We start from the raw sequence: 22,675 nt of genomic DNA on the forward strand, positions 1-22,675 counted from the left end.
CCCCTGGCTTGGTCCTACAAATCTCCGTGGTCTCGCAGTGACTTGAACCTTGAGTCGGCATTGACCCGGTCGCTCACCCAGTGGGCGGCTGAGTGCACGCCCAGTGCGAGGCGGAATCTCGGAATTTCACTGGCATCCACCGAAGCTCGAGCGTACTTGGCAAACCTTCTGCGGAAGCATCGGTTGGACCCGAAGCTAGGCGACGGGCTTCAGTCGATTGGATCGCCTGAATGGAATGCGCTCAGCTTGGGGCGTAAGCGCTACGTGCTGTGGGCGAGCATGCGAAATTCTGCCTCGGAGTTCATACAAAGCGGTTTGGATGAGCATGCCGCGAGGCGAGCACTTGATCGCGAGATAAAACGCAGATGCATCTGGTTAGCTGGACGCGAGCAAGCTGGAACCCTCGCCCGGAAGGATTTTTGCTTCTTGCCTGGTCAGGGTTGGCGTCAGCCGTTGATCCTGGACGTTGCAATGGAGACTTTCCTGCCGCTGGGCATGGCGTACTGGCTGGAACCTAGCGGCAGTTGGCAGCTTTAGCTTCTAGTCTGAGTAGACCGACCAGCTGCCACGGGTCCATGAGATGGTTTGAGGGGGCTCAGGACTCTATCGCGGTAAACGCCCCCCCAGGTCTATATCGACGGTTCTCCAACGAAGCGCTGGACCTTGGTTGACCGGCGAGCCTGTGGCCCATTGGACGCTGGCCAAGAGATGGCCCTCTAGTACTCGTTCAGTCGCTTACGGATTGCCTCGATGGCATCGTCCAGTCCCGCGTCGTCCTCGGGGTAAGGAGAACAAAACAGTTGAACCGGGACCCAGCAATGTTCCTGTCCCGGTTGTACATAGGGGGCGTAATCATCTAGTAGCCATGCAGAGCCGATGGGCTGGGAAACGTTGGCAAGATCCTTCGTCGGCCCAGTCCAGTCTATGTATGGCAAGCGGGCAAACCAACCCGGGGCCGCTCCTTCGCAAGCCAATAGGTCGGCAATCTCGCGAAATCTAGGCTCCGGAACTGTGGTGAAGATGACTAGACCCTCAAAGAGCGACTTTGCCGACTCCAGAAATTCGTAGAGGCCCGGGCGCGGGATCTGGCTTACAGCGTTGGAAATCAGCGTTCCTTCTAAGTCCAAGGCGAGGATGGACGGGCGCATTGTGTAATGGTCCTCTTTGGCGGGGGTGAACGTCGGTACCGCTACCAAGCCCCGCCGGAGGGTGATCCGCCGGCGGGGCTTGGTAGCATCAGACATCTTCGAACTCGCTCGCTTGCTTGAGTTGGTTCTCAAGGAAATCAATGCGCTTCTGAAGATCGGCACTTAGATAGGCTTTGTCCGTAAAGTCCATTGCTGTCTCAGGGATCATCTCCAGCTCGACGCGTGTGGATGTAGCTGATGTACAGCGCCGCATTCCAGCTCGCTTCGCTCAATGGCAGTGTTGAGCGGTTGATGATGCGGGCGGTGATGACTGGCTTGGGCCCAAAGAAGCTGTTTTCCATCCGGAACTCTGGATCAACCGCACTGACCCTCTTTAGCTCGGCGATAGTAGGAAGTTGATCGTTGGCCTCCTGTCATAGCGCTTCTATCTCCTTGGGATTGCTATCCCTGATGTGCTTAACCTGCCCTCTCACCACCTGCCTTACGGAAGCGTTTGGGTAGGTCTGGTTCAGTTTTTCAAGAAGGTCGGCAGGGATTCGTGAGAAAAACAGCCGAATCGTCTCTAACACCATGATTCAACGAGGAAACACCCCTCGACGTCAGGCAGTTCGTGGATTACAGACCTAGGCTTGATTGAACCAGAAGCCGCGTGACACAGGCATTCCTGGAGTACTGCTCAGGCACGCGTGCCCTTCTTGAATATTGGATTCAAGAGTTTCCACGCTCCTGACCCAACGGAAACCTTCAAGAAGGCTCTGACCGTCGCCTGATCCATTGCAGTAGTTCCTCGTGCGGGATCGTACGTCCAGCGTCGACGTCGGCCATACCCTCGCGGGTCCGCCGTTCCTTCTCTTCCTCGGTCAATCCCGGAAGGAGTGCTAGTAGCTTATCTTCAGGGCTCATAGGCCGATGAGCTGTGCTCAAGTTGGCTTGATTCTCGTGAAAAAATATGGGCAGGATCTGGGGATCATCCAAGCCCGCCGGCAAAGGCAGCGATACGTCGTGGACCGCCAAGTCGATGATGACGTCCAAATCTGAGCATAAGGGCTGTATGGCGGTGGTCACCAGACGAGCCGCCCGCTCGGCGAAAGCCAGGTCCACCACCAGCCAGATCAACAGACCGGGAGGCTGTTCGACGCCCCCTGACGAGTGAGTTTCCAGGAGATAGGCCGACGAGACGAAGTCGGCGTGCTCAAGGCTGCCGCTGATGGCCGGAGCGAGCCAAGCCGGCGCGGCCTGGGCAGGTCTCACCGCGAACTCCGCCGGCGCCAGACGTTCCACCCTGGCCAGAAAGCCCGTATCCAACAATGTCGCAACCTCTTCCGGGTACAGGACAACGCCGCCGTAGTTGGGATTGAGCATCAACGTCGCGCCGCGAGTACCGGTTAGCAGCTCACGGCCTGAAACTCCCAGAATTCTGACAGCAGACGAGCTGGCCGCCTGCGCCTTGTCGAGCGAGGTAAAGAAAGGGATCGCATCGAAACCGTCAGGATGGCGGAACTGGACCAGCCGCAGTGTCTGCGCGTCGTCCGAGATGGGCGCATGCACGTACACGATCGCATCCATCAGTCGCTTGAAGAATGCGCGTTCCTCGGCCGCACTGTCGCGGGCCCGTTCAAAGGAAGCCTCCAGCGCTGTCTCCGCAGACGTAGTCCCTCTTCCACGCGGCCTGCTCGGTTGCTTCATGGTCAGATGCGATGAGGGCCGAGCGGGTACCCGGAGAACCAATCCGCCTCGATCTCGCTGCTCAGGTAGGGTCGTACGAAGGCCGACTGGGTCAGCGCTCGCAGCCGCTCTTCGTGCTCAGCAATCGCCTCGATGTCGCTGACGGTTGGATAGTGCCGCAGCAGTCGATATGCCTCTTGCCGCACCTCTTTAGGCACGGCTTGGCTGGCCGCTAGCTGCCTGAGGAACGCGCCCGCCTGCAGCACATTGCGGGTGCGCTCAGATGGCATCGTCATGACATCAAGAATGACTAGCACTAAGGAATGCTTAGCTTATCGCGTTTGTGGCCGGCCAGGGCACGGTGCAACTACAGACCTTGCGATTCCTGTATTAATGTAATATAATCAATAACTTAATTCGCATAAGTGAGCGTTATGTCCATGGAGTGAGGGCCAATAGGAACGAGCAGGTAGCCTGAGCCTTCCCATGATGGGAAGGTCAACAACGCGGGACGGATTACCACTCAACTTGCCTGTCGTTTGACCTTCCCACCGTGGGAAGGCTCATCGTCACGCCGTCGGCAAACCGCCGATGCTTTTGGAGGGTTGTCCATGAATCTCGTTGTTGAAGGTATGACCTGTGGTCACTGTGTCCGAACGGTCACCCAAGCCATTCAGGCCCTTGACCCCCACGCCCAGGTGGACGTCGATCTGGGCAGTGGCGTGGTCAAGATCGAGGGCCTGCTTGCCGTAGAACAGGCGGTTGAGGCTATCCAGCGGCAAGGCTATGTGATCGCTGCGGTGCTCCCTTCTGAGGCTGGTACGCCGGCCGCCCCGGCCGTCGCATCCTCCTGCTGCGGCGGATGCCACCGCTGAGTCCGCGCGAGGGCTTGATCCTGATCAATGACAGTCGGCCCCAAGAGGGCTAGACTGGCCATCATGAGAGCTCGCACGTCCCCTGCCCTGATCTGCCCAGCGTCCGCAGGCGCTGCTTCGGGCGTGCGGGAGCTGTCATGGTGAGGCTGCTGAGGCGGTGGCGGCGACCCCGTTCTCGTGCCCGACTGGCATGGCTGGGACTGTGGGCGCTGCTGCTGCAGCAACTCGCGCTGGTGGCTTACGCCTGTCCGCTGGAATCGGTGGAAGCTGGACAAGCGACCCTGATGGTCGGTTGCGAAGAGATGTCCACGCCGGATCCCGATGCTCCGGCGTTGTGCGACCAGCATTGCCAGCGCGATCACATCGCCACGGCCGATGCGAAGGCCCCTCAAGTGCCTTACCAGCCCGCGCTGGCCGCCTTCGCGCTGGTGCAGGCTCTGTTGCCACCGGTACACGCGCAGTTGTATCGGGATGTTCCGGTGTGCGTGTCCGATCCGCCTCCCCTGCAGCGCTTCTGTAGCCTGCTGATTTAAGCCCCCTCCTGGATTGACCCGTGCTCGTGCTGCATGCGTTGCAGCGCGCTCGTTGTCGTTTCCCGGAGGTCTTATGGAGATGTCTTTCTTCTTGCGTGCAAGGCGCAAGATGGCGTGTGGGTTCGTGTTTGCCCTGGCGCTCAGTGGTCCTGTGCTGGCGGCATCGCCCGCTATCCCGATCAGCTACACAGAAGCCCTACAACGGGCGCTTGCTAACGCCCCAACCCTGCACGTGCGCCGATCGCAGATCGATGCCAGTACCGAAGAAGCCGCGCGTGCTGGCGCGCTTCCCGACCCACGTTTGATCGTGGGGCTGGCGAACTGGCCCGTCAGCGGACCCGATGCCTTCAGCTTGCGGGCCGATGAGATGACCACCCAGCAAATCGGTCTGATGCAGGAGTTTCCTGCGCGTGCGAAACGACGTGCCGAGCACGCGTTGGCGCAAGCGACGCTGGCGCAAGCGCGCTCACTGTCGATGGCCGAACAGCAGATGGTGGCCCAAGCGGCCGCGCTGGCCTGGATCGAGCTGTGGAGTACGCAGCAAGCCGTAGATGCGTTGGAAGGTCTGCGCGAGCCGGCCCGTATAGCCGAGCGTGCGGCGCGTGCTCGCTTGGCAGGCGGCACGGCCGGGGCCAGTGATGTGCTTGCCGCCCAGGCCGCCCTACTGCAGTTGGACAATCGCCTGGAGCAGGTACATGCGGAGCACGCCGCCGCGCAGGCCGGCCTGGCGCGGTGGTTGGGTATTGCACCAGAGGCGATCTTGGCCAGTGGTGCGGCACCGGATTTTTCGCAGTTGCCATTGGAGCCCACCCAACTGCTGGCCAAACTGGACCAACACACGCCACTACTGGGCTGGGAGGCACGCGAGAGCTTAGCCCAGGCCCAGGTGGATGCGGCCGTGGCCGAAACCCGCCCGGATTGGAGTGTGGAGCTCACCTACGGACGTCGCGAGCGCGCACCCGACGGCATGGCGCGCAGCGACATGCTCATGGTGGAAGTGGGTGTGGGCCTGCCGCTGTTCCAGAAGAACCGCCAAGCACGAGGCATCGCGGCACGGCGGGCCGAGCTGGAGGCGGTGTCCGCAGAGCGCGATGAGGCCCGGCGCATCCAAGCCGAGTCGGTGCAACGCGCGATAGCGCGATGGCGCGGGTTAACCGGCCAGTTGGAGCGCCAGAACACGCAGAGCCTGCCTTTGGCGCGCGATCGTGCACGCACGGCGTTGGCCGCCTACGGCGCCGGTGCCGACCTGCAGCCGTGGCTGGAAGCGCGGCGCGATGAGATCGAATTGCACCTGGAGAACGCCCGTCTGCTGGGCGAACAGGGCCGTGCCTGGGCGGCACTGGCCTATCTGCTACCCCATGAGGAGAACACGCCATGAGCCCGACCAAGACGCGTCTCACACAGCTCGCCGTGGCCCTCGGGTTGCTGGCGCTCGGCTTTGCCGGCGGCTACGCCTGGATGACTCGAACCTCTGATACCACCCCGCCCCCCGGCACGAGCGTCGCAGATCAAGCACGCAAGGTGCTGTACTGGTACGACCCCATGGCGCCGGAGCAGCGATTCGACAAGCCGGGCAAATCTCCGTTCATGGATATGGAGTTGCTGCCCAAATACGCAGATGAGGCCATAGGGGGCGGAACGCAGATCGATCCGCGCCTGCAGCAGAACGTGGGCATACGCACTCAGGAAGTGACGGTAGAGTTACTAGGGACTGCCGTACGCGTGCCGGGCACACTGACGTGGGATCTGACCCAGGAAAGCGTGATCAGTGCGCGCATGGAAGGCTTGATCACCCACGTGCAGGTAAAGGCGCCGTTTACCGAGGTTCGTCGTGGTCAAACGCTGGCCACCGTGCAGGCCCCGGCATGGAACGCGGCCATCGCCGAAGCACATGCCCTGAGCCAAGCTCAGTCCGCGGGCGCGCGTGAGCTGCAGGGTGCGGCGCAACAACGGTTGCGTTCGTTGGGTGTTCCTTCTGGCGCCTCGGCCAGAAGTGGCGTCGTGCTTAGCGCAGACCACAGTGGTGTCGTGACCGAGATCCTGGCACGCGAGGGACAGACGGTGATGCCCGGTACGCCACTGTTCAAGATCAATGGGCTGGACACGTTGTGGCTGGAGGCCTCGGTACCCCAGGCAGCGCTGGGCACCTTGCGGCCGGGGACCTCAGTGCAGGCCACGGTCAGTGCCTGGCCGGCAGAGCGCTTTGCCGGACAGATCCAGGCGTTGCTTCCCCAGGTCGACATGGCTAGTCGCACGCAGCGGGCGCGAATTGTGCTGCGCAACCCGCAGCGTCGGCTGGTGCCGGGCATGTTCGCCGAGGTTCTGGTGCAGCCCGACGCCGAGCAGGCCCTGCCAGTCGTTCCCACGGAGGCGCTGATCGCCACCGGGCGGGACAGCCGGGTCATCGTGCAGGATCCGGACGGGAGCTTCCGGCCAGTGCGGGTGAGTGTGGGACGTAGCGTGCAAGGGCGCACGCAGATCGTGGCAGGCTTGGCCGGTGGTGAACGCGTGGTCGTCTCGGGTCAGTTCTTGCTCGACTCCGAAGCCAGTCTCTCCGGTGCGTTGGAGCGCCTGGGTGCTGCACAACCGACACGCCCTGCCAGCGCATCAGGTGTGCACGAGCGCCATGACGCCGGGCACGAACCACGCACTGTCGTGCCGTCACCGTCCAGACAGCCGGCGCCTGTCGCGCCAGACACCTCCACCTCTACGCCGCCGCGCTGCCCGGTGCAGTACTGGTATGACCCGATGGTGCCGGAGAAGCATTTCGACAAGCCGGGCAAGTCACCGTTCATGGATATGCAGTTGGTACCCAAGTTCGGCCCCGCCGCAGCCGCTGATTGCCAGGCAAGCGAGGTCATGTCCGAAGCGATGGAGGGCACACCATGATCGCGCGCCTGATCCATGCTTGCATCGCCAATCGCGTGCTGGTGCTGGTTGCCGCCGCGCTGCTGGCGGTGGTCGGTATCTGGTCGGTAAAGAACACGCCGCTGGATGCGCTGCCGGACCTGTCCGATACCCAGGTCATCATCCGCACGCAATGGGCGGGGCAAACCCCGCGCATCATCGAAGACCAGGTCACCTACCCGTTGGCCACCACGATGTTGTCCGTGCCGGGCGTGAAGGCGGTACGCGGCTTCTCCTTCTTCGGTGATTCATTCGTCTACATCCTGTTTGACGATGCCACTGATCTTTACTGGGCGCGCTCTCGAGTGCTCGAGTACTTGAGCCAGGTACGCGATCGACTTCCGCCGAATGTGAATCCGGCGCTGGGTCCTGATGCGACAGGACTGGGCTGGATCTACCAGTACGCCTTGGTGGATCGGACAGGTCAACGTGATGTGGGGCAGCTGCGTGCGTTGCAGGACTGGTTTCTTCGTTATGAGCTAAAAACCGTGCCGGACGTGGCTGAAGTAGCCAGTGTGGGCGGTGCGGTGCGCGCCTGGCAGATCCAGCCCGATCCGCAGGCGTTGGCGGCCCGTGGACTGACGGTGGCCGAGCTCATCGAGGCGGTGGATGCGGCCAACGGCGCTACCGGGGGCTCGGTGATCGAACAAGGCGAAGCCGAACTGATGGTGCGCAGCGAAGGCTACCTGCGCACACAGGAGGCGTTCGAACAGGTGCCGGTAACCGGCAACGACGGCATCCCCGTCCTGCTCGGCGAGGTGGCCACGATCAGTCGCGGGCCGGTCTTCCGTCGTGGTATCGCAGAGTTGGATGGTCAAGGTGAGGTGGCCGGCGGCGTGATCGTCCTGCGGACCGGCAAGGATGCCTTGGGGGCCATTCGGAACGTCAAAGCGCGACTGCAGGCGTTGCAATCCAGCTTGCCCGAGGGCGTGGAAGTGGTGCCGGTGTACGACCGCTCCGAGCTGATCCAGGATGCGGTACGCAACCTCACCCACAAGCTTGGCGAAGAGTTTCTGGTCGTAGCGCTGGTATGCCTGCTGTTCCTGTGGCACCTACGCTCGGCGTTGGTGGCCGTCATCACCCTGCCTTTGGGTATCCTGGCGGCCTTCATCGTGATGCACGCCCAGGGGATCTCCGCCAACTTGCTGTCATTAGGCGGCATCGCCATCGCCATTGGTGCGATGGTCGATGCAGCGGTGGTGATGATCGAAAATGCACACAAGCATCTGGAGCACTGGCGGGAGGCGCACGGCCGGGAACCTCAGGGTGAGGAGCGCTGGCAGCTGATGGCCCGCTCGGCGGCCGAGGTCGGACCGGCCCTGTTCGCCAGCTTGCTGGTCATCACCCTGTCTTTCGTGCCGGTTTTTGCCCTGCAGGCGCAGGAAGGGCGATTGTTCTCGCCTCTGGCCTACACCAAGACCTACGCGATGGCCGCCGCAGCAGGGTTGTCGGTGACCTTGATCCCCGTCTTGATGGGCTACCTGATCCGCGGCCGCATCCGCCCGGAACAGCAGAACCCCATCAATCGCATCCTGATCGCTGGCTATCGGCCCATCCTGCTGTGGGTCCTCAAACATCCCGGTGTCACCTTGCTGCTCAGCGGCCTGCTGCTAGTGCTCACCTTGATCCCCTTTAGCCGGTTGGGCAGTGAGTTCATGCCGCCCTTGGAAGAAGGCAGCCTGTTGTACATGCCCACGGCCCTGCCCGGCCTGTCCGCCGACAAGGCCCGTCAGTTGCTCCAGCTCTCGGGCCGGATGATCAAGACCGTACCGGAGGTTGAGCACGTGTTCGGCAAGGCGGGCCGTGCCGAAAGTGCGACCGATCCGGCACCGATCGAAATGTTTGAGACCACCGTGACCTTCAAGCCGCGGGATCAATGGCGCCCGGGCATGACCCCCCAGAAGCTACGCCAGGAGTTGGACGCAGCGGTCAAGATTCCCGGTCTGACCAACCTATGGGTCCCGCCCATTCGCAATCGCATCGATATGTTGGCCACCGGCATCAAGAGCCCGATTGGGATCAAGGTCTCCGGACCCGATGTGGAGCAGATCGAGCGCCTGAGCCAGCAGATCGAGCAGGTGGCCAAGACTGTGCCCGGCGTGAGTTCGGCACTGGCCGAACGCGTCACGGGTGGGCGCTATGTCGATGTACAGGTGCGCCCGGAAATCGCTGCACGTTACGGATTCACTCAAGGCCAACTCCAGCAACTGATTGCCACGGTCGTTGGCGGTGATCCAATCGGGGAAACGATCGAGGGGCGCGAACGCTATCCCATCGTCTTGCGCTACCCCCGTGGCCAGCGTGACTCGTTGCAGGCCTTGCAGGATCTGCCGCTGATCGCGCCAGGCGGTGTGCAACTGACCTTGAGCCAGGTGGCGGAGCTGTCAATCAGCCCAGGCCCGCCGATGCTCAAGAGCGATAACGGCCGGTTGGTGGGCTACATCTACGTGGATGTGGCCGATCGCGACTTGGGATCGGTGGTCCAGGACCTGCAAGCCGCGGTGCAGACCCAGGTGAGTTTGCCTGCCGGCTATGGTCTGGCGTGGTCGGGGCAGTACGAGTATCTGCAACGGGCTTTGGCACGCCTGCAATGGGTGGTGCCCGCGGCGTTGGCGATCATCTTCCTGGTCATCTGGATGGTGTTTCGCCGGCTTAGCGATGTATCCATCATCCTGCTCAGCTTGCCCTTGGCGTTGGTGGGCGGTTTCTGGTTGATCTGGGGGCTGGGCCATGCGATTTCGGTGGCCAGCATGATCGGATTCATCGCCCTGGGCGGCGTTGCGGCTGAGTTCGGCGTCATCATGCTGCTGTACCTGCGTCATGCCTGGGAGCAGCGCTTGGCCAGCGGTGCGCCGGAAGATGTGTCTACCCTGCAAGAGGCTATCTACGAAGGCGCCGTGCAACGGGTGCGCCCGAAGGCGATGACGGTAGCCGTCATCCTGGCCGGGTTGTTTCCGCTTTTCGTCGGTGCCGGTGCCGGCTCGGAGGTCATGCAACGTATCGCCGCGCCGATGCTGGGTGGCATGCTCACCGCACCGGTGCTCTCTATGGTGGTGATTCCCGCAGCGTTCTATCTAGTGCGGCGACGTGGATTGCGCGCGGCGCGGGGCGACCAATGAGAGACAGACTGAGCACTTGAGGTAAGTCCCCACAAAAAGACGCCAGTCATGGAAGAAGTCATGACTGGCGTCAAAGGGGAGAGTACCGCCTACATGCTTACTTATCAGTGCCCGGCGTGCGGGGAAATCTCAAAGCTCAGCGACGCCCGATCCGACACAAAATCCAAACCCTTTTGTGTAGAGGGCACAATGTGATTGGTGTGGATGTACCAGGTCTTGGCGGTGGTCACCTGGAAACTGGCTTGGCCTTGGGCATCGGTGCGCAGGAGCGTAGCGCTACCGTGCCCACCCTTGACCGGTGCGTCAGCACGATGACCGACGTACACGCGTAGGTTGGGCACTGGCGTGCCCTGCTGCAGCACCTGGAACGACAGCTGTTCGCCGACCTTCACGCTTCCAGGATTGCGGGCCAAGCGGATCTCCAGCGGATAGCCCAGCGAGGCAGCGAAATCGTCGGTCAGTTTTGTGCCCACCTGTCCAATGGTACGAGCATGCTTGGTATAGCTATAGGTGACCCCTTTGGGAAACTTGCTCGCATCATAGGTGGCCAGGGTATCGGGCAAGTCTTCCAACTCCAGGTACTTGCCGAACTCGCTGGCCGTACGCGTGCTGGTGGAGGCCATCGTCGAGACCCCCAGCAGATAGGTGCCCTCGCCCGCCGGATGCACGGTGAGCTGGCTCTGCTTGCCGACCTCTTTCCAACTGGCCAAGTCCGGTGCAGCCTTAGCGCCGCCCTGACTCAGCGAAACGTCCTGTAGACGCGCTCGGGTGACTGCACCTGCACTTTCATCGAAGGTGCCATTGTTCACCAACGCTGTGTTCGCCTCGCCCGCTGCGGTGCCAGGCTTGGAGAAAGCGACAAACAGGTCGTGCGCACCGGCACTGCCGGCCACAGCGAACAGCAGTAGTGTGGCGGATAGTTGCGTGTTTCTCATGATGTGTAGCTCCTCGTGATCGTGGCTTACCAGTGGTAACCAAAGCGGACATTCCAGCGACGACCCAGCAAGTCGTACGTCATGGTGTCGGTGTCGGTGTCGGTGTTGGGGTTGTTCTTCACGAACGGCGCCTTCTTATCGAGCACTTTTTCAACGCCGGCGGAGATATCCCACTTCTTCTTGATGCCGTAGCTCAGTTGCAGGCTGTGGTACACCACGCTGGACACATGCGAGCCGATCGTGTCGGGCACGGCGATGATGTCGTCCGCGCTGCCGATGTACTGCGCCGAATAGACGCCGGTCCAACGGTTCTTGCCCATACGCAGTGAGCCCAAGCCACGCCACTGGGTGTAGCTACCCAAGCCGCTGGTGATCTTGCCGGCGTACTCAATGGTGGTGGCCCCGGGCGTGAGCGCCCCCAACCCACGCGGGGTGAGTCTGGAGGTCCTGGAAGCCCTGCTGGATCTGGTCATGGCCTCGGGCAAGGTACGTGTGGTCGACGTGGCGGAACTGTGTCCGCCCCTGGATCCGGATCAAGCCACCGCACGTGTGGCCGCGCGTTTGATCCACCGAATGGTCAGTGCGCAGGCTCAGTGAAGTGATATCGGCTGGCAAAAGGCAGTGAGCTAATGGGAACGCTCAGCCAGCAACTGCTTCATTTGCGCGATCTCCTGTGTCTGCGAGGTAATAATGTCCTGGCAGAGCTTCACCAACTCAGGATCCTTCAGACGATTCTCCTCACACATCAGGATGGCGCCAGCGTGGTGGGGAATCATCGAACGGATGAACTGTTTGTCAGTGACCGCTGCTTGAGTGCGAATGCCCCACCAGCAGAACAGCATGAACGCCACCGTCAGACCAGCCAGAATCAGATTGCGTCGGCGATCGGGGTACATGCTGGACATTAGCCACAGCTCGATCAGCAGCATGGGAGCGGCCATCAGGCCCGCCATGTAGAACTGGTTCACGTTGTTATAGACGTTAGCCCACTGATCGACCATTGCGTACATCAATGCGTACATGGCCACGAAAGACAGGCCCATCATCAACAACAGGCGGCCGTAATGGCCTTGATGCCCTTGTTGTGCCTGGTGGGCAGGTTGGTGTGAGGCGTGCGGTTTTGCGTGCTGGGACTGCGGGTCTTGCGCGTTTTCGTGCGTACCGTGCGAAGAGGACATAACAATCTCCGTGGGAATGGCAGAACGGCGGAAGAACCCGCGAACTGTTGGAACAGCTCCCGGGCTGAGAACACTTACATACCCTTGCCGGCAGCGAATTCCTGCGGGCTCAGCTTGCCATCTTTGTTGCTATCGAGCATGCCAAAGTGCGGCGCCAGCTTGTGCTTGGCCAGTTCTTCCTTGGACAGCGAGCCGTCCTTGTTGGCATCGAGCTTGGTGAAATCGGCATCGGCCGCCGCCGGCTTGTGCTGACCGTGGTCGGTGGTGGGCGTGGTGGTCTGGCCGCCGGCGAAGGCCGCGCCCGCCATCAGGAACAAGGCCATCATCGAGAGGGAGGCATAACGCTTCATTGCAGTACTCCTTGTGGGATATGAGCCATCAGTGACAGGAATGGCCGCGCGCAGGCTCATCGGCGCGGTCAGGGTGGGGGGTGGCAACAACGGTGGAGCCGGACAAACGCAGGGCATTGGTGACCACCGAAACCGAGCTCAGGCTCATGGCCAGGGCCGCCATCATCGGACTGAGCAAAAGGCCGAAGCTGGGATACAGCAAGCCGGCGGCGATAGGCACGCCGATGGCGTTGTAGACGAAGGCGAAGCCCAGGTTCTGCTTCATATTGGCCACCGTCAAAGACGAGATGGCACGGGCTTGCACGATGCGCCTCAAATCACCCTTGACCAGGGTGAGCTGGGCGCTGGACATGGCCACATCCGTGCCCGTCCCCATCGCGATGCCCACATCGGCTGCCGCCAGGGCCGGCGCATCGTTGATGCCATCGCCAGCCATGGCCACGCGACGACCCTGGGCTTTGAGTTGCTGGACCAGGTCGGCCTTGTCCTGCGGCTTGACGCCACCACGCACATCCTCGATGCCCAGCGTGCGCCCCACGGCCTCGGCCGTCGCCTGTGCGTCACCGGAGGCCATCACCACGTGCAGGCCATCGGCACGTAGCAGGTTCAAGGCAGGCAAGGTCGTGGCTTTGATGGGATCAGCCACCGCAATGGCGCCGGCCAACCGACCATTGACCGCCAGGAACATCACGCTAGCGCCTTCTTTCCGAAGACGCTCGGCGCTGCTTTGCAAAGGTGCTACATCGGCGCCAACCGACGCCATCAGGCTTTGGTTGCCGAGCACGACATCCTGATCGGACACGCGCCCGCGGACGCCTTGGCCGGTGAGCGAATCAAAATCTTGGGCGGCCACCAGGTTCAAGCCACGTCGCTGGGCTTCAGCCACGATGGCCTCGGCCAAGGGGTGCTCACTGCCCTGCTCCAAGCTGCCGGCCAAACAAAGGATCTGATCGGCGTCGAAGCCGGCGTTGGAGAGCGTGTCGCGAAAGGCTGGACGCCCCTCGGTCAACGTACCGGTCTTGTCCACGATCAACGTGTCGATCAGACGTAGCTGCTCGATCGCCTGAGCATCGCGGAACAGGACCCCGACCTGCGCAGCGCGGCCAGTGGCGACCATGATCGACATGGGGGTAGCCAAACCCAAGGCACACGGGCAAGCAATGATCAGAACCGATACGGCATTGAGGACGGCAAAGGTCCAGGACGGTTCGGGTCCAAACAGACCCCATCCGAAGAACGTGAGCACCGCCGTGGCCAGCACGGCCAGGACAAACCAGTACGCCACCTTGTCCGCCATACGCTGCATCGGCGCGCGGGAGCGCTGGGCTTGGGCTACCAACTGCACAATCTGCGCCAGTACCGTCCCGGATCCGACTTTGTCCGCCCGGATGACTAAGGCGCCCGTCCCGTTGAGCGTGGCGCCTATAACGTGATCACCGACAGCCTTCTCCACCGGAATGGGTTCACCGGTCAGCATCGACTCATCGACACTGGCGCGGCCTTCGATGACTTCCCCATCGACCGGCACCTTCTCGCCCGGTCGTACGCGAAGCAGATCACCCACGTGCACGTGATCCAGCGCAACGTCCTCTTCGCCCCCATCGGGTTTGACGCGGCGAGCCGTCTTGGGCGCCAATCCCAGCAGGGACTTGATGGCCGCCGAGGTTTTGGAACGCGCCCGCAGTTCCAGCAGCTGTCCGAGCAGGGTGAGCGAGACGATGACCGCTGCCGCCTCGAAGTAGACCCCTACCCGTCCATGCTCGCGGAAAGAGTCCGGAAACAGGTCCGGTGCCACGGTGGCCACCACGCTGTAGCCAAACGCGGCGGCCACGCCGATGCCGATCAGCGTCCACATGTTGGGGCTGCGATTGCCGATGGACTGTAGGCAGCGCTCAAAGAAAGGCCACCCCGCCCAGAGCACCACCGGGGCGCTCAGCACGAGCTCAATCCAGGTGCGCGCCTGCGTGGACAAGCCGGGCAGACGGTGTCCCAGCATGGCCAAGACCAGGACGATCAACGTCAAAGGCAACGTCCACCAGAACCTTCGGGTGAAATCGCGTAACTCTGGATTGTCGTCCTCCTCCAGCGAGGGCATCTCCGGCTCCAGCGCCATGCCGCAGATCGGACAGGTGCCGGGACCTGGCTGACGAATCTGCGGATGCATCGGGCAGGTGTAGACCGTGGCGTGGGTACCGCTGGGTTGGGCCACCGCTGCTGGGGCGGTCACTTCAACTTGCTGGGGAGCATCGTCCGTATAGCGGACGGGATTGGTGATGACCCGTCCATCCGCAGCCTCGACAGGGGCTGCGCCTGCAGAATGGTGATGGTCATGGGACGACGGTGAGTTCATGCCGATGCTCGCTTTAGTGGGGATGGACTGCCAAGGCAGTGTGCCATTGCGGGTTACACAGCTATTCGGGGCTGAGCGTCCCGAGCACTGAAACAACAATCAGGATCAAGATGGCCAGCGCGGCCTCAGCCGTAACACTCTGCCGCAAAGCCCGCACCTCCTGCGCGGGATCTCCGCTGGTCAGCGCTCGTTCCAAGCGCGGCACCAGCGTCCATCGGTGCAGCGCTCCCAAACCCAGCATTCCAGCGAACAGGGCCAGTTTGAAAAGCAGCAACTTCCCGTAGGTGCTCTGGAACAGGGCCGAAAACGACCACGCGGTGAGATCCCCGTAGTGCGCGATGCCGGACACGATGAGCGCACCAACGAAGATCGTTCCCAGCGTCGAAAAACCATGCAGAAAGTCATGCGTTGATCGCAGACGCCCGCTGCCGTTCGTCTCTTTGCCGCGCAGCAGCATGGCAAGGAACATCAGGACCGCTGCGATCCAGCCGCCTGCCGCGAGAAGATGGACGATGCCTGCAGCAAGCCGGACCGCGCCTGCCAAGCCCTCGCCAGCGGCGGCGTGGCCGTTCCATGCCAGCGAAGCGAGTGCGCCGCCCGCCAGCATCGCCCCCAGCGGGAAGGCGGTCTCCACCTTCCCGCGGCGACGATGCCATCCGAGCACGAACATCAGGGCGACCAGCAGCGCGCCTCTCGCCATGGCTGCCCGGCCCGCGGACGTCTCGAGCAGATACCAGCCAAGCGATGCGCGATCAACCTCGGCAAGCGGCATTCCCATGATGCCCGCGGTCTTGAAGACGACATCGAGCCCGGTGAGCACGAGACCGGCTACGGCACCCGCCAATAGAACGCCCATGAGTGACCACCCGGCCAAGGCGTCGGCGAGTGCCGATCGACGCGACCCGTACCAACCGAAGAGTGGAACCCCGAAAAGAACCATGATGACAAGGTATTCCAAGAATCTCAGTGCATAAGCCGACAGGTCGAACATTCGCGACTCCTCAGCGCACCGTGAAGCTGAAGCTGCCCGGCATGGGGTGGTTGTCACCACCGACGGCGCGGTATTCCACGGTATAGACGCCCGGAGCCAGCGGTCCAGGCAACTTGGCACGCAGGGTCTTGCCGTTGTTGACGATCTCGGTCGTGAAATTCTCGATCGGCATGGTGGAACTGCCGTGCTTCATGAGCAACTTGAGACGCGACGCCCGCGGAATCAATGTCTCGTTGAACACGAGATCGATCTGGCCTGGCGAGGCCACCACCGCATTTGCCGCCGGTGTGGACTGCTGCAGCGCGGCGTGGGCGTGCGCGACCTGCAGCGAAAACTGCCCGGCCGCGATTGCGAGGACGAGCGCGAAGGAGCGAATGACGTTGGACGACTTCATATGGATAAATCCTCATTGGAATGTGATGCAAAGCCCGTTCGGGAGGGGCCGCGCTGTGTTCGATGCGACAAGCGTTAGATGTCGGACTGTCACTGAAACCACGATTTGTCGGATTTTCTTGATACTTCCGCTTTCGCGAGACGAGGATCCCACCGGCTCAGGCGGGATCCTCGACGCATTACGCTGCCATGGCGCTGCAGCTTTCCGCGCAGCGGCGACAAACTTCGGCGCAGCGCGTCATCTCAGGGTCGTTCATGGCGTCGCATGCATCGGCGCACTGGCGGCAGATCTCCGCGCAGGCACCGCAAACCACGTCGTGAACGCTGGCACCGCGCAGCATCGCGTCGGCACTGGTTGCGCAGGTATCGGCACACGTCGCCAACAGCGCGATGTGCTCCGGGGCCGCGTGAACACCTCCTTTGGTCAGGCAGTAGTTGATGGTCTCCAGGCAGATCGCATGGCATTGCGTGCAGTTGTCGATGCACTCGTTCATGGCCTGGGGCCGGTGTGCTGCGGAATGGTGAGTCATGTAGTTCTCCTTCTTCCTCGCGGGCGAGAATCGGCGCGCCCGCAACACCGTCCCCTGTTGCTGCGACGGATCAGTGCTGTGCGAACGGTTCAGTGGTTCCGTCGCGATGTATCAGCTCGACCGTGAACGGCTGCTGGCGTCCCTCCGGGACCTCCATGCCCGGAGAACCAAGCGGCATCCCTGGGAGGACCAGGCCGCGTGCGTTCGGCTTTTCTTCGAGGAGACGCTTGATGTCCGCGGCCGGAACGTGGCCTTCGATGACGTATCCGCCGATCTCGGCCGTGTGGCAGGAGCCCTTTGCATAGGGGACACCCAACCGCTCCTTGACCAGACCCAGGTCATCCATGTCGTGCACATCCACGGTGAATCCCGCCTTCTGCACGTGGTCGATCCAGACACCGCAGCACCCGCAGGTCGGGGTCTTGTGGACGGTCATGCGTGGCAGGGCTGCTGGAGTCGCGTCGGCTGATTGGACGACAACCTGTGCGGAGGGCGAGGTTGTGGGTTGCGCGGATGAAGCATCCTGGGTGCAAGCACCCAGACCAGCCACGGCAAGGACCACAAAAGTCAGACGGTGCAATGTGAGCGTAGTCATTTCAATCTCTCGACTCAGCGCTTGGTCCGCGAGGACCAGTGGATGTGGACGATCCGCCAGCCGTCCGCGGTCTCCTTCAGCACCATCGTCTCGTCGCTCTGGACGGTCAGTGGCTGGCCGTCCTTCTGGGCATGCAACTCGCTTTCGGTTCCGACCCACGCGAACTCGCCAGCGGCTCGTGCGCGCTGACGGAGCAGCTGGCGATGGGCGCCCTTGAGGAACGCCGCATCGCTGACTGCGTGATGGCCCATGTATTCCTCGCGGCTGCGTTCGGCGCCCCCGGACTCGAGGATGAGAACGTCGGCAGCGAGCAGGGCTTCGACCGTGGCCAGATCGCCGCTAGACAGGGCCCTGTTGAAACGCTCCGCTACGGCGACCGCGGCCTCTGCAGTGACTGGGACGTCGACGTCCGCAGATGCCGCGGCAGCGGGGTGATGTGCGTGCGGCTGTGTCGCCTGCGCCATTGCGGGGGACACGACGGCCAGTGCCAGTGCGAGGGTGAACGAGATTGCTGTTGCGTTCATTGCGTGGGCTCCAAGAAGATCAATGGGGGTGCGCATGGCCGTCATCGGCCACGGGCGTGTGTGGTGCAGGGTGCGACTCCACCTTGCCGTCGGGATGGCCGTGGCTCACCAACCCGACTTCCGTGTCGCTGGGTGTCGGGCCGTGGTGATCGTCGTCCACGCCCGGCGGGTGCGCATGCGGCATGGAGTTGTTGCCCGGCTCGAATAAGGCAGGGTGATCCTCGGCCTTTTCGTCGTCATGGTGGCCTTGCGTCTCGCCGCCGCCATGCGAATGGCCCTCGCTGCTGTCGACAAGTTCCTTGTACGCAGTCGCGTCCAGCGTGGGCAACTTCTGCAGGAAGGCCGACATGTTCCATATGAACTCATCGTCCATGCTGCCGCCCCAAGCGGGCATGCCGCTGGCCTTGATGCCGTGCTTGATCACCCAGAACGCCTCAGCTGGAGCGACCGGCTGTTTGCTTAGGTTCGGTGGCGCGGGGTACAGGCCCTTGCTCATCTCGGTGGCCGCCGCGTCTGGTGAAAGATGGCAGGTCACGCACATGGCGTTGTAGTTGCCCGCACCCTGGCGGATACGCTCAGGATCATCAAGGTTCGTGGGTAGCTGAAGCTTGGCGGCGCGCACCTCAATGGAACGCTCGCGCGCCGTTTCAAGTAGCGCATACACCGGGCGACTATGCGGATCGTCGGCGGCCACGTTGTACACGCCCAGAGAGAGCGTGGCGGTTGCGACCACCGCAACCAATGCCACGCCGGCACCGAGCCATACCCACATCTTTTTGTTGGATTTCATTGTCAGTTCCCCTTAGAACCAGGTACGAAGGCCGATGACCAAGCGCGTGTCTTCAAAGGACTCGCCATGCTCGCGTCGCATGTCTGCGGTATTGCCAAACGCGCGCTCGTACACCACGCCGATGTAGGGAGCGAACTTTCGGGTGAACTCATAGCGAAGTCGTAGCCCCGCCTCAGCGGCACTCAGACCCGAACCTATCCCGCGCAATGGATCGTTCTTGCCATAGGCGGTGACTTCCACCAGCGGCTGCAAGATCAGCCGGTTGGTTAGCAGCAATTCGTACTCGGCCTCGACATTGGCGGCAGTCTGGCCCCCTTCGCCGAGATAGGCTGTGGCGGACACTTCGAACTTCATCGGCGCCAAGCCCTGTACACCGATAGCGGCGAAGTTCTGCGATGCCCCAGGCTTGAAGTCATGACGCACACCGGCCACCACATCCCACCACGTGGAGATACTGCGGCCGTAAAGCACTTCCAGATCAGCCGACTCGGTCTGACCATCCGTGCGTTCGCCTTCACTGCGGAGCCAGACGCGATTGAGGTCCGTACCGATCCAGCCCTGGCCCTCCCAGCCCAGCCCGGTGCCCGGATCGGCATCCCAGGTTTCCAGGCGATTGAGCAGCACGTAGCTCTTGATCGAGTTGTCATGCACCGGATGCGCGTGTTCCGGCGCGATGGCCGCCTTGCGATCCGCGTCCGTCACCGCGGGAATCGGGGTGCGCGGCTGCGTTGGCGCTGCAGGCCCGTGTCCCATCTGACTGTGGTCCATGCCCTCCATCGATTGCATTCCCGCTTCTGGTGTAGCGGGCGCGGGCGAATCATGGCCCATCTGCGAATGGTCCATCCCCTGCATCGCAGGCGTGGCCGTGCCGGAGGTGTCGGCTGCAGCGGGCTGTGCCATCTGACTGTGATCCATGCCCTGCATCGACTGCGCCTGCGCTGTGGGCGCCGCAGGTGTGCTCGCGGGCGAGCCGTGCCCCATCTGCGAATGGTCCATGCCCTGCATGGCAGGCTCGGCTGCGTTAGCCTGCGGCTCGGCGTGGCCCATCGCCGCATGATCGATCGTCGCTTCGCTCGTCTTGGCCGGTGTTGCAGGCTTTTGGGCTGGCGCAGGTTTTGATGTCGGTGCCTGATGTGCAGAGTGATCCTGAGTCTGGGTCTGCGCGCCCTGCTCCATCTGCATGGAGCCGTGCTGCATAGATTGGGCGCTGGCCGCATTGGCCAGGGCCAGCGAGATAGCCGTCAGCGCAGTCAGGGTGGTATCGCGTCTATTGATGTTCATTCGTCGACCCTCACCGTGCGCATCATTCCGGCTTCCATGTGATAAAGCAGGTGGCAATGGAACGCCCAGCTGCCCAACGCATCGGCACGCACGCGATACGTGCGTCGGCTACCTGGCGGCATATCCACCGTGTGCTTGCGCACCATGAAGTTGCCGTTGTCGTCCTCCACGTCACTCCACATGCCGTGCAAATGGATGGGATGGGTCATCATCGTGTCGTTAACCAATACGATGCGCATACGCTCGCCGTAGTTCAGCCGCAGCGGCTCGACATCGGAAAACTTCTGACCGTTGAAGCCCCAGGAGAATTTCTCCATGTGTCCGGTCAGATGCAGCTCGATCTCGCGACCGGGGTCGCGTCCGTCAGGGTCTTCAAAGGTGCTCTTGAGCATGGAATACGTCAGCACATGACGGCCGTTATCGCGCAGGCCATTGCCCGGATCATCCAAGCGCGAACTCACGCTCATGGCTTGGTTGTCCAACAGGGGATTGTTGGTCTCGCTAGCAGGGTGTGATTGCATGCCCCCGTGCTGCATGCCTGCCATGGCACCATCGCCGGCGGCGGGCATCGCATGGCCTGCATGGGCCGAGGTCGCGTTACCGCTGACAGGTGGGGTCATGCCAGGCATGCCCATGGCCGCACCACAGCCGCCTTCCATGCCCTTGCTGCCGCCAGACATATCCATCGACCCATGATCCATGCCCATGTCTGCCATCGTCAGCAGCGGCCGGGGATCCACAGACGGAACGGGCGCGCGTAATCCTTCGCGCACAGCGAGCGTGCCGCTGATGTAGCCGGTGCGACCGGAGTCTTGGGCAAAGATGGTGAATGCGTCCTGCCCGGAGGGCTCCACGATCACATCGAAGGTTTCTGCTACCGCGATGCGGAACTCGTCGACGGAAACCGGATGGACATACAAGCCATCTGCCGCCACCACGGTCATCTTCAGCCCCGGAATACGCACATCGAAGTACGTCATGGCAGAGCCATTGATGAAACGCAGGCGCACCTTCTCGCCACTGCGGAACAAACCGGTCCAGTTGCCCAGTGAGGTCGTGCCGTTCATCAGGTAGGTGTAGGTGTTGGCGTTGACGTCGGACAGGTCCGTGGGCGTCATCCGCATCACGCCCCACATCTTGCGATCTTCCAACGTGGCCGACAGGCCGTTGCGCTTCACATCGCGCGCAAAATCGCGGACCGTGCGCTTGTAGTAATTGTCATGGCCCGGCATCTTCTTCAAACGATCGAACAGGGCCGTCGGGTCCAGGTCTGTCCAATCGCTCAGCATCACGACGTAGTCGCGATCGAAACTGAAGGGCTCCGGCTCCAATGGGTCGATGACGATCGGGCCATAGAGCCCGGCTTGTTCCTGGAACCCTGAGTGGCTGTGGTACCAGTAGGTTCCGCCCTGATGCAGGGTGAACCGGTAGTGGTAGGTCTCACCACGTCCGATACCGTCAAAGCTCAGACCCGGCACGCCGTCCATGTTGGCCGGCAAAATGATGCCGTGCCAATGGATGGAGGTGTCCGCGCCATGGATGGAGTTAGCGGGCAATGCATTAGAGACGCGCAAGTTGACCGTGGTGCCTTCCCGCCACCGCAGCAACGGCGCCGGAACGGACCCGTTGACCGTGATCGCGGTGCGGGTCTTGCCGGTGAAGTTCATCGGCGTCTCGCCAATGGTCAGGTCAAACTCAGTGCCCGATAGTACGTTGGGTTGTCCCGGCCCCTTGAGCGCCCAACTGGCTTTGGGCCAGAAACCTAATCCTGCGACTGCGCCTCCCAAGGCCAAGCCTTGGACAAATCGCCGCCGCGAAGGCAGCAGCGGTCCACCGCGTGGACCACGAAAATCATCATGCGACATGAAAATGCTCCAAGCGTCGTGTTGCCACCGGCGGGCGGTGGTACAGAGCGGGCGGCTGGCCTAAACAGGCATGCAAGCCACACCAACGGCGCCATTGCGGCGCCTAGGGACGCTTAGCCGATCGGTGGTCGGATCAGATGAGGCAAGGCAGGTGCCGCATGCCCTAGGGGCAGCGGCATGACATCCAGGCCCAAGGCCAGTTGCACCGAAACATGCAGGCGCGCAGGAAGTGCGCTCGCGCAAGCGTGTACGCAGGCGCACCGGCACGCAGAAGACTTGCAACAGTCGGGACCGGCATGGTCGCCATGCCCAGTGCCAGCCTTTTCAATCGATGTGGCATCGGGATGATGCTCAGCACTGTGATGGGCGAAGCAGTCTTCGTCGACTTGCACCGCGGCAGCCACTTCGCTGGCCTGCTCTTCCATGACCGGGTTCATACTGACGGACGCAAACGCCGACCACGCGCCGTTAAGCACGAGCATGGCGATCAGGAACAGTCGCAGTAGAAGTGAGGAGGCTGACACGGGCGACATGGTATATCACTTTAGACAAGGCGCGTGTGTATCGGTCGTGAACAAAATCTCAAGTAAGCCTGAGATGTCGCGACTTGTCAGTCGCACTAGCCGCGGACACTGCAGCTCCCTCC

The 22,675-nt window shown here is 62.2% G+C and carries 24 protein-coding genes; 6 read left to right on the plus strand and 18 right to left on the minus strand.

Annotation, left to right across the window (positions count from 1 at the left end; genetic code table 11):
• Positions 1–716: 716 nt before the first annotated feature.
• The 4 genes from ACZK1G_RS11125 to ACZK1G_RS11140 all read right to left on the minus strand — a co-directional run bounded on the left by ACZK1G_RS11125 (position 717) and on the right by ACZK1G_RS11140 (position 3,130).
• A complete protein-coding gene (locus ACZK1G_RS11125; protein WP_031269101.1) occupies positions 717–1,148 on the minus strand; it encodes an NIF family HAD-type phosphatase in 432 nt (143 codons plus the stop codon).
• A gap of 197 nt (positions 1,149–1,345) precedes the next feature.
• Positions 1,346–1,489 (minus strand): hypothetical protein, encoded by a 144-nt coding sequence (locus ACZK1G_RS11130; protein WP_153855340.1) that lies wholly within the window; start codon positions 1,487–1,489, stop codon positions 1,346–1,348.
• 403 nt (positions 1,490–1,892) lie between these two features.
• Positions 1,893–2,834, minus strand: a complete 942-nt coding sequence (locus ACZK1G_RS11135) for an SseB family protein (RefSeq protein ID WP_049401588.1) — start codon at positions 2,832–2,834, stop codon at positions 1,893–1,895.
• Positions 2,835–2,836: 2 nt separating this feature from the next.
• Positions 2,837–3,130, minus strand: a complete 294-nt coding sequence (locus tag ACZK1G_RS11140) for a BPSL0761 family protein (protein ID WP_223224794.1) — start codon at positions 3,128–3,130, stop codon at positions 2,837–2,839.
• A 315-nt stretch (positions 3,131–3,445) separates the two neighbouring features.
• Between ACZK1G_RS11140 and ACZK1G_RS11145 the strand changes: the two genes are divergently transcribed.
• The 5 genes from ACZK1G_RS11145 (at position 3,446) to ACZK1G_RS11165 (ending at position 10,247) form a co-directional block, all read left to right on the plus strand.
• Entirely contained in the window at positions 3,446–3,688 is a 243-nt protein-coding gene (locus tag ACZK1G_RS11145) for a heavy-metal-associated domain-containing protein (protein ID WP_224482004.1), read from the plus strand.
• A 137-nt stretch (positions 3,689–3,825) separates the two neighbouring features.
• A complete protein-coding gene (locus tag ACZK1G_RS11150) occupies positions 3,826–4,221 on the plus strand; it encodes a hypothetical protein (protein ID WP_005413404.1) in 396 nt (131 codons plus the stop codon).
• A 73-nt stretch (positions 4,222–4,294) separates the two neighbouring features.
• Positions 4,295–5,599 carry a TolC family protein gene (locus tag ACZK1G_RS11155; RefSeq protein WP_153855341.1) on the plus strand — a complete coding sequence of 435 codons (1,305 nt, stop codon included), beginning with the start codon at positions 4,295–4,297 and terminating at the stop codon, positions 5,597–5,599.
• Entirely contained in the window at positions 5,596–7,110 is a 1,515-nt protein-coding gene (locus ACZK1G_RS11160; protein ID WP_005413406.1) for an efflux RND transporter periplasmic adaptor subunit, read from the plus strand. Before ACZK1G_RS11155 ends, ACZK1G_RS11160 begins: the two co-directional genes overlap by 4 nt.
• Positions 7,107–10,247 (plus strand): efflux RND transporter permease subunit, encoded by a 3,141-nt coding sequence (locus tag ACZK1G_RS11165; protein ID WP_005413407.1) that lies wholly within the window; start codon positions 7,107–7,109, stop codon positions 10,245–10,247. The genes ACZK1G_RS11160 and ACZK1G_RS11165 overlap by 4 nt, the downstream gene beginning before the upstream one ends.
• Before the next feature lie 104 nt (positions 10,248–10,351).
• On the opposite strand, the gene ACZK1G_RS11170 is transcribed toward ACZK1G_RS11165, so the two are convergent.
• Both ACZK1G_RS11170 and ACZK1G_RS11175 read right to left on the minus strand, forming a co-directional pair.
• The gene (locus tag ACZK1G_RS11170; RefSeq protein WP_005413408.1) at positions 10,352–11,182 is read right to left on the minus strand and encodes a DUF4198 domain-containing protein; all 831 of its coding nucleotides are present in this window, start codon (positions 11,180–11,182) and stop codon (positions 10,352–10,354) included.
• Positions 11,183–11,208: 26 nt separating this feature from the next.
• A complete protein-coding gene (locus ACZK1G_RS11175; RefSeq protein ID WP_251101649.1) occupies positions 11,209–11,517 on the minus strand; it encodes a TonB-dependent receptor in 309 nt (102 codons plus the stop codon).
• A gap of 73 nt (positions 11,518–11,590) precedes the next feature.
• Here ACZK1G_RS11175 and ACZK1G_RS11180 point away from each other — a divergent pair, with 73 nt between their 5' ends.
• Positions 11,591–11,779, plus strand: coding sequence for an arginase family protein (locus ACZK1G_RS11180; protein WP_187756563.1), 189 nt, complete (start codon positions 11,591–11,593; stop codon positions 11,777–11,779).
• A gap of 29 nt (positions 11,780–11,808) precedes the next feature.
• On the opposite strand, the gene ACZK1G_RS11185 is transcribed toward ACZK1G_RS11180, so the two are convergent.
• The 12 genes from ACZK1G_RS11185 to copL all read right to left on the minus strand — a co-directional run bounded on the left by ACZK1G_RS11185 (position 11,809) and on the right by copL (position 22,562).
• Positions 11,809–12,360 (minus strand): DUF305 domain-containing protein, encoded by a 552-nt coding sequence (locus ACZK1G_RS11185; RefSeq protein ID WP_031269107.1) that lies wholly within the window; start codon positions 12,358–12,360, stop codon positions 11,809–11,811.
• Between the two features lie 74 nt (positions 12,361–12,434).
• Positions 12,435–12,710: a hypothetical protein gene (locus ACZK1G_RS11190; RefSeq protein WP_005413412.1), complete on the minus strand. Its 276-nt coding sequence runs from the start codon at positions 12,708–12,710 to the stop codon at positions 12,435–12,437.
• A gap of 28 nt (positions 12,711–12,738) precedes the next feature.
• The gene (locus ACZK1G_RS11195; RefSeq protein WP_024957401.1) at positions 12,739–14,874 is read right to left on the minus strand and encodes a copper-transporting P-type ATPase; all 2,136 of its coding nucleotides are present in this window, start codon (positions 14,872–14,874) and stop codon (positions 12,739–12,741) included.
• A 247-nt stretch (positions 14,875–15,121) separates the two neighbouring features.
• The gene (gene copD / locus ACZK1G_RS11200; RefSeq protein ID WP_017354978.1) at positions 15,122–16,051 is read right to left on the minus strand and encodes a copper homeostasis membrane protein CopD; all 930 of its coding nucleotides are present in this window, start codon (positions 16,049–16,051) and stop codon (positions 15,122–15,124) included.
• A gap of 10 nt (positions 16,052–16,061) precedes the next feature.
• The gene (gene copC / locus ACZK1G_RS11205) at positions 16,062–16,445 is read right to left on the minus strand and encodes a copper homeostasis periplasmic binding protein CopC (protein ID WP_005413416.1); all 384 of its coding nucleotides are present in this window, start codon (positions 16,443–16,445) and stop codon (positions 16,062–16,064) included.
• 178 nt (positions 16,446–16,623) lie between these two features.
• Entirely contained in the window at positions 16,624–16,974 is a 351-nt protein-coding gene (locus ACZK1G_RS11210) for a four-helix bundle copper-binding protein (RefSeq protein ID WP_012480213.1), read from the minus strand.
• A gap of 70 nt (positions 16,975–17,044) precedes the next feature.
• Positions 17,045–17,569 carry a DUF411 domain-containing protein gene (locus ACZK1G_RS11215; RefSeq protein WP_012480214.1) on the minus strand — a complete coding sequence of 175 codons (525 nt, stop codon included), beginning with the start codon at positions 17,567–17,569 and terminating at the stop codon, positions 17,045–17,047.
• A 14-nt stretch (positions 17,570–17,583) separates the two neighbouring features.
• On the minus strand, positions 17,584–18,129 hold the full coding sequence (locus ACZK1G_RS11220) for a nuclear transport factor 2 family protein (RefSeq protein WP_223224792.1): 546 nt from the start codon (positions 18,127–18,129) through the stop codon (positions 17,584–17,586).
• Positions 18,113–18,883 carry a c-type cytochrome gene (locus tag ACZK1G_RS11225; protein ID WP_005413420.1) on the minus strand — a complete coding sequence of 257 codons (771 nt, stop codon included), beginning with the start codon at positions 18,881–18,883 and terminating at the stop codon, positions 18,113–18,115. The genes ACZK1G_RS11220 and ACZK1G_RS11225 overlap by 17 nt, the downstream gene beginning before the upstream one ends.
• Before the next feature lie 12 nt (positions 18,884–18,895).
• Positions 18,896–20,164 (minus strand): copper-binding protein CopB, encoded by a 1,269-nt coding sequence (locus tag ACZK1G_RS11230; RefSeq protein WP_005413421.1) that lies wholly within the window; start codon positions 20,162–20,164, stop codon positions 18,896–18,898.
• A complete protein-coding gene (locus ACZK1G_RS11235; RefSeq protein WP_478448374.1) occupies positions 20,161–22,029 on the minus strand; it encodes a copper resistance system multicopper oxidase in 1,869 nt (622 codons plus the stop codon). The genes ACZK1G_RS11230 and ACZK1G_RS11235 overlap by 4 nt, the downstream gene beginning before the upstream one ends.
• Before the next feature lie 113 nt (positions 22,030–22,142).
• Positions 22,143–22,562 carry a transcriptional regulator CopL gene (gene copL, locus ACZK1G_RS11240; RefSeq protein WP_012480218.1) on the minus strand — a complete coding sequence of 140 codons (420 nt, stop codon included), beginning with the start codon at positions 22,560–22,562 and terminating at the stop codon, positions 22,143–22,145.
• Positions 22,563–22,675: the final 113 nt, after the last annotated feature.

This window comes from Stenotrophomonas sp. 109824_Sma, from assembly GCF_056480025.1.

Bases quoted from the DNA above. Each gene is read 5' to 3' on its own strand.
- ACZK1G_RS11130 (WP_153855340.1), bottom strand. From the start codon at position 1,489: ATGGAAAACAGCTTCTTTGGGCCCAAGCCAGTCATCACCGCCCGCATC.
- ACZK1G_RS11160 (WP_005413406.1), top strand. From the start codon at position 5,596: ATGAGCCCGACCAAGACGCGTCTCACACAGCTCGCCGTGGCCCTCGGG.
- ACZK1G_RS11190 (WP_005413412.1), bottom strand. From the start codon at position 12,710: ATGAAGCGTTATGCCTCCCTCTCGATGATGGCCTTGTTCCTGATGGCG.
- ACZK1G_RS11165 (WP_005413407.1), top strand. From the start codon at position 7,107: ATGATCGCGCGCCTGATCCATGCTTGCATCGCCAATCGCGTGCTGGTG.
- ACZK1G_RS11170 (WP_005413408.1), bottom strand. From the start codon at position 11,182: ATGAGAAACACGCAACTATCCGCCACACTACTGCTGTTCGCTGTGGCC.
- copC (WP_005413416.1), bottom strand. From the start codon at position 16,445: ATGAAGTCGTCCAACGTCATTCGCTCCTTCGCGCTCGTCCTCGCAATC.
- ACZK1G_RS11235 (WP_478448374.1), bottom strand. From the start codon at position 22,029: ATGTCGCATGATGATTTTCGTGGTCCACGCGGTGGACCGCTGCTGCCT.
- copL (WP_012480218.1), bottom strand. From the start codon at position 22,562: ATGTCGCCCGTGTCAGCCTCCTCACTTCTACTGCGACTGTTCCTGATC.
- ACZK1G_RS11195 (WP_024957401.1), bottom strand. From the start codon at position 14,874: ATGCATCCGCAGATTCGTCAGCCAGGTCCCGGCACCTGTCCGATCTGC.
- ACZK1G_RS11145 (WP_224482004.1), top strand. From the start codon at position 3,446: ATGACCTGTGGTCACTGTGTCCGAACGGTCACCCAAGCCATTCAGGCC.
- ACZK1G_RS11150 (WP_005413404.1), top strand. From the start codon at position 3,826: ATGGTGAGGCTGCTGAGGCGGTGGCGGCGACCCCGTTCTCGTGCCCGA.
- copD (WP_017354978.1), bottom strand. From the start codon at position 16,051: ATGTTCGACCTGTCGGCTTATGCACTGAGATTCTTGGAATACCTTGTC.
- ACZK1G_RS11225 (WP_005413420.1), bottom strand. From the start codon at position 18,883: ATGAAATCCAACAAAAAGATGTGGGTATGGCTCGGTGCCGGCGTGGCA.
- ACZK1G_RS11215 (WP_012480214.1), bottom strand. From the start codon at position 17,569: ATGACTACGCTCACATTGCACCGTCTGACTTTTGTGGTCCTTGCCGTG.
- ACZK1G_RS11210 (WP_012480213.1), bottom strand. From the start codon at position 16,974: ATGACTCACCATTCCGCAGCACACCGGCCCCAGGCCATGAACGAGTGC.
- ACZK1G_RS11125 (WP_031269101.1), bottom strand. From the start codon at position 1,148: ATGCGCCCGTCCATCCTCGCCTTGGACTTAGAAGGAACGCTGATTTCC.
- ACZK1G_RS11135 (WP_049401588.1), bottom strand. From the start codon at position 2,834: ATGAAGCAACCGAGCAGGCCGCGTGGAAGAGGGACTACGTCTGCGGAG.
- ACZK1G_RS11220 (WP_223224792.1), bottom strand. From the start codon at position 18,129: ATGCGCACCCCCATTGATCTTCTTGGAGCCCACGCAATGAACGCAACA.
- ACZK1G_RS11185 (WP_031269107.1), bottom strand. From the start codon at position 12,360: ATGTCCTCTTCGCACGGTACGCACGAAAACGCGCAAGACCCGCAGTCC.
- ACZK1G_RS11155 (WP_153855341.1), top strand. From the start codon at position 4,295: ATGGAGATGTCTTTCTTCTTGCGTGCAAGGCGCAAGATGGCGTGTGGG.
- ACZK1G_RS11230 (WP_005413421.1), bottom strand. From the start codon at position 20,164: ATGAACATCAATAGACGCGATACCACCCTGACTGCGCTGACGGCTATC.